Below are 9,405 nucleotides of genomic sequence, written 5' to 3'. Positions count from 1 at the left end.
GAAGTGACCAGTGAAGAACAAGCGATGCAAGTTCCGTTCGCATCTCGCTACATGAAATGCGACCACGAGAGGCAGGACCTTTGCAAGAACGAACCCACTTTTTGTGTGCACTGCTGGATTGATCGCGATGACATTACCAATCCCATCCTCAGCTTGAATTTTCGCCCCTAGCGCGGCGGCACGTTGGCGCATGACAGGATCTGTAACTGCTCGATCGATCGCATTTGCCAGTCTTTCTACCGTTAATTGCTGACGCGGAATCGGTGCTGTTCCCACCCCCAAATCTGCCACTCGTTGCCCCCAAAATGGTTGGTCGCCAAAGAAGGGAATCACGATTGAGGGTACCCCCGATCTTAACCCTGCCGCTGTCGTTCCGGCACCGCCATGATGCACCACTGCCGCCATCCGAGGGAATAACCACGAATGAGGCACCGAATTTACCATCAGCACATTATCCGGTACGTCAGCTTTACTCAAACCACCCCAACCAGCTTGCAAGATGGCGCGTTGTTGAGTCCGATCGATCGCCTGTAGCACCAGATCAGCGGTTTCTTCTGGCTTGCGACTGCCCATACTACCAAAGCCGATATAGACAGGTGGCGAGCCACTAGCAAGAAATTCCACCAAATCTACAGGTGGAATCCAATCGGTAGCAGCCAAAAACCAATCGCCCACAATCTCTGTATTTCGCCAATCCGCTGGCTGGGGAATGACGGCGGGACTAAAACCATAAACCGTCGGATATCGACGCATCACCGCCGATTTATAAGACCCCCAGAAAGGTGCGGCGGGAAGGTTTAGTACTTGTCGTCTAGAAATCCGATCGGCTGTCCGAAACCCTTGCCACATAAGCTGTTGCACTAGTAGATGCGATAACCAGTTGCAGGTACCGCCAAGTTTGGACACAAACGCGGGAAACAAGATTCCTGGAAACGCTCTTGTCGGTGTAAAGGGAAACAGAAAAGCCGGGAGTAAGGGAATCTGTAATTTCTCAGCCAGCGCAATTGCGACGTTTAAACCACCAAGTCCCACCACAATCAGATCCACTCCCTGACAAGCCGCTAAACCTACTTGTGCCCAATCGATCGCGGCATCTTGGGCGAGTTTGGCGGTATGTTTGTTAATTGCGAGGAAATTACCTTTTTCCAATAGGGCGCGCATTTCTGGCGATTCAATAATCTCTTGGACGTTACCTTTGACTGGATAGAATTCCAAGCCGTGGGTGGTGACTAATCCTTCAAAGTTGACAGAAGCCATCACGCGGACGCGATGCCCTGCGGCTTGTAAGCCCTTCCCTAGTGCAACATAGGGTTGCACGTCGCCTTGAGAGCCGAGCGCGATCGCCAAAATCTGCATCAGTAAATCTCCTAGACTCGATCGAGACAAATGACAATATCGTCAATTTGATATTAACGTCAATTTGGCTTGATCGTCAATTCAGAGCTATGGTTAAATCTGACAGTTATCTTCATCTGGTGATATGCAACCATCGCAACGAGCATCGATCGGGTTAGCAAAACGAGAACGGACTCGATCGAGTCTGATTGCCGCCGCCTATCGAGTATTTGCCCACAAAGAAGCCGATGCCGTGACGATCGACGAAATTATCGCCGAAGCAGCCGTAGCCAGGGGTACGTTTTATAACTATTTCCAGACACGAGAAGAAGTACTCACAGCCGTTGCCGCCGCTCTGAGCGATGAGATGAACCACAGTATTTGGGCGCAGTCTACTGAAATTGAAGATCCTGCCGCACGGATGGCGATGGCAATTCGGCAATTTCTGCATCAAGCGATGCGTGACTCAAATTGGGGCTGGGTGATCGTTCGCTGCGGCTTGGTGGCTGCTCCGTTGAGCGAAACGATAACGATGGGAGTAACGACAGATTTAGAGGCAGGGATTAGAATGGGACGGTTTCAGGTGACAAATCAACAAGCCGCGATCGATCTGATTTTAGGCACCGGATTGATGGCGATGCGAACTATTCTGGGCGGACATCTAGAGACAGATTATCCCGAACAAATCGCCGAACTGATTTTGAAGACGTTAGGGGTTGATAAAAAGGAGGCTCACTCGATCGCTTTTCAAGTTTTGGAATCTTTGACAGCCGATCGTACTTACTGCTACGAGCACAAATTTTAGCGATATCGATTGTTAAGACGAGATGGCATGATTCAAGCATCCACAAAACCCCAGCAAAGAGGCAACTAAACATCGATTTCATCAGTCAATGAGATTAGTTATTAATGCCGATCTATGTTGAGTCAAATCCATCGTTGTGTGAGTATTAGTTATGTGGCGATCGGGATCGCGATCTCTGCTCCCATTGTCAGTTTGTTACCCTTAGCAGCTGCCGCGATCGCTCAAGCCAATGCGCTCCCCATGGCAGTCGCAAATAGTGTCAAACAAGACATCGTCAAGCAATTTAAAGTCCCACTTGCCAGTATCAAAATCCAAAACTTTTCCGCTCAAGTTTGGCCGGATGGCTGTTTGGGATTACCCAAAACTGAGGAAATCTGTACGCAAGCGATCGTCAATGGTTGGCGGGTTGAAGCCACTGATGGTAGCCAACGTTATGTCTATCGCACCAATAATACTGGCAAGAATTTGCGATCGGAAACGTCGCCCCAATCGGTGTTGCCATTACCTGTCGCGCGCAAGCTCCGGCAATTTGCCAATCGCCAATTGGGCATCCCCCTGGCGAAACTCAGCGTCATAGCCATTAATCCCAGCACCTTTGATGGTTGTCTGGGGATTTTCACACCCAATCGAGCTTGTACCAAAATTGCGATTCCTGGCTGGCAAGCGGTACTCACTGATGGGCGGCTCAGTTGGGTTTATCATCTCGATCGCACTGCAAATCGCATCGTCCAAAATACAGCGGCGAGTAGGGCTGTTGCTCCAGTCGCGATTTCGTTCTCGTCTATCGATGCCGCTTTGGAACCAAAAATTTTATTTACGAGTTCGGCTTCGGGCGATCTGACTGGTAGGACGATTACCAATACACTCGCTAGCGATGGCAAAGTTACCCGCTTAATTGTCGCTCCCAATATTCGATCGCGTCCGGTACTATTAAGAACTCTAAATCGATCGCAACTCGATCGATTCAAAGCTTTATTAGTACGTCAAGGCTTTCGGAATTTAAACGGGCTGAATTATCTAACTTCCGCCTCAGTAGCCGATGTACCGACAGTTACATTCCAATCGATAGACAGTCGCACCAGTTATACCAGCATCGAGCAACAGCATGTCCCTAAATCCCTCCAGACCATCATTACCGCCTGGGAGGAGATTGTGAAATAAAGAGCCTATTGACGGGATGCCCAGTAGCCAATCCCTAAACTCAGGCCGACACCCCATAACAACCATGCGGCTGCTAGCAACAGTTCTGCTGGTGTCAGACCATACCAACCTTGAAACCAAGTTAAAGCAACGCCATCCAATGACGAAGCCGTCAATGCCATGATGACCACGGCAGTTAACAGATCGCTACCACTAACTTTACTAACGAAGGCACTGGCGGTGACTAAACACCAAGCGATCGGGATGCTGGCAATAAACCATAACACGAGCCACGGATTATCATTGACAAACAATGATGCTCCTCCCCACCGAATACATAATAAAGCTTCTAACCAAAATACTATCCCTAGCGCAACAAAGAAGATCGGATTGAAAGTTTTGCTCGACTGTGTTGTTTGAGTCATATTTTTCATGCCAATAATTTGTGAATGTTGTTTTTAATTTCGATGACTCGATAAAATTCATTGGAGGGTGTTTAAAAAGTCAAATCTGTTACATCCAAATCCTGGAAAATCCCCCTGTCTTGTCTCGCTGCTTGGTGCGCTAAACCCTCGGCAAAGCCGAGGAGCGCGCATCCGCAAACCGTCGGGGAACACAGCCCAATCCCAAATGTTAGTCCCACATAAAGCAAGACCCACCGCCGCGAAGAGCCTAAGCGTTGTAATTCGATCGAGATCGAGATCGAGATAAAGAAGACACTCGCACTAATCAACAAATCGCTCGCCCACGCAGTCGCAATATTATTCGCAAACGATCGTTGGAAAAATAAGGTAGGAGACATGAGCACGGCGGTATCTTGGAGCAGCCAGAACCAAGGCACGATCGTACCCGCGATCGCCAGAAGCAGATAAAGTGTTTTTAGGGAGTTGAATGAGGGTGTTGTCGAGATATTCGTTGACGTTGACATCATTTGCTAACCTCAATTTTTTGCGTACCATCATCTTGACAAGCAGAGATAATTAAATCAATTACCTATGAGGTAATCGCAGTCATTATTTCTACGAGTTTCGTTATGCAACAACCGCTAATTGCCCGTGCAGATCGATCGGATTCATTCGGTACACTCCTCAAACAATGGCGAGATCGCCGCAATTTCAGTCAGCTCGATCTGGCTATGAGTAGCCAGGTTTCCCAACGTCACATCAGTTTTCTCGAATCGGAACGAGCCAAGCCCAGTCAGGACATGGTGTTGCAATTGGCAAGCGTTTTGGAGATTCCACTCAGACAACAGAATTTGTTATTATCAGCCGCTGGATTTGCCCCGATTCATACCGAGACAGATTTATCGGCTCCAGAAATGACGTCAGTACGCAAAGCGAGTCTCCTACGGAGAGGCTTCTGCGCAGGCAGAGGCTTCGCCAACGCCAACGATCTGATTCTGCATCAACACGAGCCATATCCAGCATTTGCGGTCGATCGATACTGGAATTTGCTGCTAGCTAATCAAGGTGCCACTCGATTACTCGATGCTTTTATCGCGCCAGACAAACTGCATCGCCTCTTTTATCTAGATGGGAAAATTAATCTGATGCGGGTTTTCTTTCATCCCTTGGGGCTGCGTCCGTCGATCGTCAATTGGGAGAGCTGTGCCAACCACTTACTGCAACGACTGCATCGAGAAACGCTCATCGAACGGGAAAGCGATCTTTCCACTGTGTTATTGAAGGAACTAATGAGCTATCCTGATGTCGATCGGATCTGGCGAACCGATCTTCGTACCACCCAACATGCCTTGCTACTTGCCATTCAGCTCCAGCGGGAGGATCTAGAGTTGCAGTTCTTTTCGACGATCGCGACATTGGGCACGCCTTATGACATCACGCTCCAGGAACTGCGGATCGAATGTCTATTTCCCGCAGATGAAACCACCGAGCGCAATTGGCAACAGTACCAAGATTAATACGCAAAACGCAATTTCGGCATTTTGCGTTTTGTATTTTGTGCTTATCCTCTATCCTGCTCAGAGCAATGGTTTTAGCTGGATTAGATCAATTGCATTATCGCGATAATATTTTGTCTTATCGATCGGTAAGCTGAGATAACATACGATTAAACATCGCACTCGATCGCATTGCCTGAACTATCTTCTTCCTGTCAGGATGATAACACCAAGATCGATCGACTCTAGACTTATAGCTTTCCTAATTCGATCGATCCATCTCGATCGGATCGAAAATGTCAAAATAATTTTGAGATCGGCACCCTAAAATCACCTACTCAAAAGTGAAGTTAATACTATTTTAATCCTTCAAGACTTGTTTAATTTCGATTTTAAGCTGGCTGGAGCTAAGTAAACTAAGGCTTTACCAATTTTCTTTGTCGATTGAACTAACAAATCTAGATCTACTAGTTCGTTCAAATATTTTCTAGCGGTATTACTCGTTATACCAAAATCATCACTCGTCTGTTTGGCAGTAAATTCTCGACCTGGCGATCTTACTGCTTCCTTCAATATCTCTAATTGCTCCCGATTTAATTTTTTAGATACTGGACTCTTATTTACCCAATCCATAAACTCGTAAAAATCTTTTTGTTTTTTATCCACATACTCATTCAAAAGTTGAACTGCCTTAATAATGGTTTCAACCTGATTGTAAATAAAATAAGTGATATCAAAATCATCAGTCTCTGTGTAAACAAAAGACTTATCATAATCGCCGCGTTTTTCTTGGATTAGCTTACTAATTGAAACATACTCAAATAGCCAGTAGCCAGATTTAATAATACTCCAATAAAAAATAGCCCTTGCCGTTCTCCCATTGCCATCGCCAAAAGGATGAATGTATCCAATCATGAAATGTAGGATAATTGCCTTGACAATTGGATGAATAAAATTGTTTGGATCTCGATCGCTATGGTCGGCATTAGCAAAATCGCACAAGTGAGTCAGTCTAGATATTAGAGTGTCTGCGGCAGGTGGATAAAAAGGATTCTCATTATATAAGTTTGTAATAATAATATTATCATGCTGTCTCAATTCTCCGGCTACTGCATTATTTTCAATTGCTTGATGCGTAGCGATTTCGTGTAGTTCTAGAATGAACTCGACTGACAAGCCATCATCTTTCTTTTCTAGCACTTTTTCCATCAACAAATAATTATTTAAAATCATCTGCTGAGATTTATCTTTTGGCTGCAAATCTTTTTGCAGCATTTCTTTGGCGATTTCTCTAGTAGTCGAAGCTCCTTCTAATTGAGCAGAGGTTATTGCTTCCTCCATCATCAAGCTTTTGACTAAATATCGATTTTTCTCATCGGTAGATATCAATAATCGATCACTAATTTTACGACCACCACCAGTCATTCGATCGATCGAGTGCAATTTAGCAGACAACGAATTAGGTACACAGTAGCTAAAGTATCGATCTCCTTCAGCTTGCAGTGTTACTAAGTTTTTGACAATGCCCTTCCGAGCAAGCTTGGTAGCTGTCCAGGCGGCTACTTCTTCATCGCCTTTCTCGACGCGCCATTTAAATTCATCCCAATGCAGATACTTTCCTTGAGAATTAGTAATTTGATACTTACCCATCAATGAAAATGTTTCGGGTTTTACCTCTCTTATTAGCTCCAAGAAAGGCTTGGGAACTCTAATCCTAGGCATAAGTAGTCGTTTCTGTTGAGCGGATTATCCTAGTATATCAAATCCTAGAGACAGAAAACGCAATTTCAGCGTTTTGCGTTTTAAGTTTTATGCTTATCCTCTATCCTGCTCAGAGCAATGGTTTTAGCTGGATTAGATCGATTGCATTGTCGCGATAATATTTTGTCCGATCGATCGGTAAGCTGAGATAACACACTATTAAACACCGCACTCGATCGAATTGCCCGAATTGCTTTCTCTCTGTCTGGACGATCATAAACGCAAAGATCGATTGCCACTAAATTTTACAGATTGAAACTAACCCATTCACGTCAAAATCAATTTCTAAGCGAAATCCTTGTAATAAGCTAGTGCCTAAAAGTGGCTTTAATCCAGTAGCTAAAACTGGCACTGCCTTTTCCTCTCCATCCCAAAGAATAGTCGCTATGTGTATCGGCAATAACGACTCGCTATTATCGGCTAAACGGACAGATACACTCGAATATAGTGGCAAATTCATCGCACTAATTGCTTGGGGTGGCAAGGTTAGATAGTCATTAAAGCCAGTATCGACAACAAAATCTATCCCGAAATTAGGTTGCCCTGGTAATAAAAATACGACCTGTATACTCGGTCTTCGATTGACCACTCTACCTTGAATCACTTAGCAACCCGCTCCATTTCTCCGCCAAAAACTACTGCAACATCATAGCCAATCCGGATCGTGAATAATCGAGCTACCGGATTTTTACCTTTTAACTTCATGGCTGTCTCCACACCACTTGGATCGATCCCATATTCACCCGTCTCGGCATCAATAACAATCATCTGACCGATATTTGCTCCATGTTCGACTTCTTGCCGAATACCATTTTCATAAAATTGCTTTGCTCTACCAGCAACTTCTTCCATTGTCCAAAAAATAGCTTGCATAATCGATCCTCATAGTTATGGTGGAAACTATACGTGTATCATAACTTACTCAAAGAATCGATCGCATTGCCTGAATTGCTTTCTCCCCATTGCGAAGATCGTAACCGCCAAGATCGATCGACTCATCGCCTTTGTCGATCGATCCGTCCTCAGTAAAATCCACTACCAAGGATCGTTAACTTACATCAACTTAGCTATCATTCGCCTGTGATCACTCGCAGACGAATGGAGTTTTCACCGCTATCATCGAGGGGCACTTCGACGATTTCGCTAGAGAGACGTTCGACGCAGGCAATCAGCGATCGCAAGTTGGGCGTACTGGCACCTGTATCGACGTACAATCGATCGACTAAACTACCCAACCGTTTCCAAGTTAAATAGAATTTAGTCATGGTTTGCTCCAATTGGGCGGCTTGCTTGAGCACGTCGGCAGCAACTGGCAGACATCCGACCCGCATTGCTTCTTCGAGGGCGGTTGCTAGATCGACTTTAGAATCATTGAGGACTTGTACCTGTGCGCCAGCATCGAGATATTTGGAGAGACTGCGGGCGTTGCTGGTAACGAGCTTGATATTGTCGAGGTCGGGATTGGCAGCAATTTCGTCTCTGATGGCGATCTGATGAGTTTCGGGAAGTTTCTCCATTTCCTTGACCAATGGAGCAATAAAGCGCGGTGGGGTGGCTCCTGCGGCGGCTTGTTCTTTGACTTCATCGGGGATCAGATCGGAACTCATTGCCATCCATTCATCGGAGAGTTGGCGGACTTCGCGGCGGGTGATATGGTCGCCACGTTCGGCGGCATCGGTGACGAGTTGTTGGACTTCAGGCGAGGATTTGGCGGTTTCGACGAAGGCGCGTTTGCTAAAGTTTTTGAGGGCGGAGGGAGAGAGTTCGCCATTTTCGAGCAGGGTGTCGGCACTATTGGCAAGTTCGATCCAGGCGTAGGCTTGACTTTTACTCAGTTCGCGATCTTTGAGCCAGTTGAGAAAACCTTGGCCGCGTCCGTCGCCGCCTTTTTTTTCTTTGTCGCGGACTGCGCGGAGGATGCGCCCACGCCAGATTTCAGTTTGGAGATCGAACCTGTCGCAGACTGTCCAGGCATCATCAACCCGCTGTCTAAAATCGAAGTCGCCTACCGCTTCATCTTCTGGATCGGGTAAATCGAAAGTCAGATCGGCATTAGTTTCTAAGGCCGCTACAAGTTCGAGATCGTTAACAGAGGCGGGTGAAGCAATCATCGATCGTCCTCAAGGTAAATGAAAATAAGCACCAGGTCATGATGACTCTTAACAGGCAAGAGTCGAAAAATTATCATAGCATTAGGAACGCTCGCGGTCGATCGAGATCTGGATACTTTAGTCGTCGCGCCTAAATTAATGTCAGTTCTGGTTAAGGCTCGTACTTAATTGCTTGTAATAAGCCGATCGGCATAATGATGAGAATTTGTTGGTTGCGAGTTTTCCTGGTGTGGACAGAACCCGGATCTGGGGGTTGTCTTGATGCGCTAAACCGTTGGGGAACCCAACGAGCGCGCATCGCTCCGACCCCCAGTCCCCCCGTTGAGGAGCGGGGTGCGTCTTGACCCAAACAC

Annotated in this window: 11 protein-coding genes; 3 read left to right on the top strand and 8 right to left on the bottom strand. The window is 46.3% G+C overall.

Annotated features, from left to right (window positions below; genetic code table 11):
* Positions 1–1,356 (bottom strand): glycosyltransferase (locus RMO27_RS20660; RefSeq protein WP_309736120.1); only part of this gene is annotated, 1,356 nt, incomplete at its 3' end.
* A 124-nt stretch (positions 1,357–1,480) separates the two neighbouring features.
* Here RMO27_RS20660 and RMO27_RS20655 point away from each other — a divergent pair.
* Both RMO27_RS20655 and RMO27_RS20650 read left to right on the top strand, forming a co-directional pair.
* Positions 1,481–2,140 carry a helix-turn-helix domain-containing protein gene (locus RMO27_RS20655; protein WP_309736118.1) on the top strand — a complete coding sequence of 220 codons (660 nt, stop codon included), beginning with the start codon at positions 1,481–1,483 and terminating at the stop codon, positions 2,138–2,140.
* Positions 2,141–2,254: 114 nt separating this feature from the next.
* Positions 2,255–3,301, top strand: a complete 1,047-nt coding sequence (locus RMO27_RS20650) for a hypothetical protein (RefSeq protein ID WP_309736116.1) — start codon at positions 2,255–2,257, stop codon at positions 3,299–3,301.
* Between the two features lie 5 nt (positions 3,302–3,306).
* Here the strand turns inward: RMO27_RS20650 and RMO27_RS20645 are convergent, their stop codons facing one another.
* The gene (locus tag RMO27_RS20645) at positions 3,307–3,705 is read right to left on the bottom strand and encodes a DUF5367 family protein (RefSeq protein ID WP_309736114.1); all 399 of its coding nucleotides are present in this window, start codon (positions 3,703–3,705) and stop codon (positions 3,307–3,309) included.
* Positions 3,706–3,776: 71 nt separating this feature from the next.
* A complete protein-coding gene (locus RMO27_RS20640) occupies positions 3,777–4,208 on the bottom strand; it encodes a DUF2834 domain-containing protein (RefSeq protein ID WP_309736111.1) in 432 nt (143 codons plus the stop codon).
* Between the two features lie 105 nt (positions 4,209–4,313).
* Here RMO27_RS20640 and RMO27_RS20635 point away from each other — a divergent pair, with 105 nt between their 5' ends.
* Positions 4,314–5,201, top strand: coding sequence for a helix-turn-helix transcriptional regulator (locus tag RMO27_RS20635; RefSeq protein WP_309736109.1), 888 nt, complete (start codon positions 4,314–4,316; stop codon positions 5,199–5,201).
* A gap of 348 nt (positions 5,202–5,549) precedes the next feature.
* Here RMO27_RS20635 and RMO27_RS20630 read toward each other — a convergent pair whose 3' ends face one another.
* The 5 genes from RMO27_RS20630 to RMO27_RS20610 all read right to left on the bottom strand — a co-directional run.
* Positions 5,550–6,605 (bottom strand): Fic family protein, encoded by a 1,056-nt coding sequence (locus RMO27_RS20630; protein ID WP_309736107.1) that lies wholly within the window; start codon positions 6,603–6,605, stop codon positions 5,550–5,552.
* Between the two features lie 574 nt (positions 6,606–7,179).
* Positions 7,180–7,545: a clan AA aspartic protease gene (locus tag RMO27_RS20625; RefSeq protein ID WP_309736105.1), complete on the bottom strand. Its 366-nt coding sequence runs from the start codon at positions 7,543–7,545 to the stop codon at positions 7,180–7,182.
* On the bottom strand, positions 7,542–7,814 hold the full coding sequence (locus tag RMO27_RS20620) for a hypothetical protein (RefSeq protein WP_309736101.1): 273 nt from the start codon (positions 7,812–7,814) through the stop codon (positions 7,542–7,544). Before RMO27_RS20620 ends, RMO27_RS20625 begins: the two co-directional genes overlap by 4 nt.
* A gap of 197 nt (positions 7,815–8,011) precedes the next feature.
* Positions 8,012–9,052: a hypothetical protein gene (locus tag RMO27_RS20615; RefSeq protein WP_309736100.1), complete on the bottom strand. Its 1,041-nt coding sequence runs from the start codon at positions 9,050–9,052 to the stop codon at positions 8,012–8,014.
* Between the two features lie 151 nt (positions 9,053–9,203).
* The coding region (locus RMO27_RS20610; RefSeq protein WP_309736098.1) for a hypothetical protein at positions 9,204–9,405 on the bottom strand (202 nt) is incomplete at its 5' end.

The organism is Chamaesiphon sp. OTE_75_metabat_556, from assembly GCF_031378165.1.
Taxonomy (GTDB): domain Bacteria; phylum Cyanobacteriota; class Cyanobacteriia; order Cyanobacteriales; family Chamaesiphonaceae; genus Chamaesiphon.
Note: the sequence above shows the minus strand (reverse complement) of the source record. Positions and strands in the feature narration are given on the sequence as shown.